The organism is Sphingobacterium sp. 1.A.4 (assembly GCF_002734245.1).
Lineage (GTDB): Bacteria > Bacteroidota > Bacteroidia > Sphingobacteriales > Sphingobacteriaceae > Sphingobacterium > Sphingobacterium tenebrionis.
Map to the genome: position 1 here is coordinate 1 of NZ_PEAZ01000013.1, position 736 is coordinate 736.

General features: G+C 44.5%; 1 pseudogene. It reads left to right on the top strand.

Annotated elements, in window-relative coordinates:
- A pseudogene (locus tag CRJ00_RS02080) lies at window positions 1-736 on the top strand (transposase); the annotation flags it as partial.

Consider the following 736-nt stretch of genomic DNA (forward strand, 5'->3'; position numbering starts at 1 on the left):
TTCGCTCACTAAATTCCGTAAACTACGATTAAAGGACATGGATCTATTGAACCTGTTAATCAACAAGACCGTAACGATCGCTCTCGAAAAGGGTATTATAAAATCAAGGTCCATCATCGTAGACGCGACCCATACCCATTCCAGATCTAACCCCTATTCAGCATTGGAAGTCCTCAAGGAGCGTTCCAAGCTGTTAAGGAAAGCGATATATCAGATAGATGAGGACTACAAAGGGCGTCTGCCACAAAAGAACGAGTCCAACGACCTGGACCAAGAACTTACCTACTGCAGGGAATTACRGAGAGTGCTGGATCAGGATCAATCCATCAGTGAAATACCGGCTGTAAAGGAAAAGCTGAACCTGTTGAAGGAAACCATCGAGGACACAAAGGAATACTATCTGCTCTCTAAGGACGATGAAGCCAGGCTTGGATATAAAATCTGTAGACAGCAGTTTCTTTGGTTATAAAACACATTTGGCGATGACCGAGGAACGCATCATCACAGCAGCGGTCGTTACTACGGGCGAAAAAGGTGATGGTCCGGAACTGCCCCGGTTATTGGAGATCAGTAGGCAGAATGGAATGGAAGTGGATACTATAATAGGTGATGCTGCATATTCTGGAAAGGACAACCTTCAACTGGCAAAAGAACAGAACATTGATATCATCGCTAAATTGAATCCAGCAGTTAGCCAGGGATGCAGGAAAGAAGGGGAACACTTCCACTTTAACAA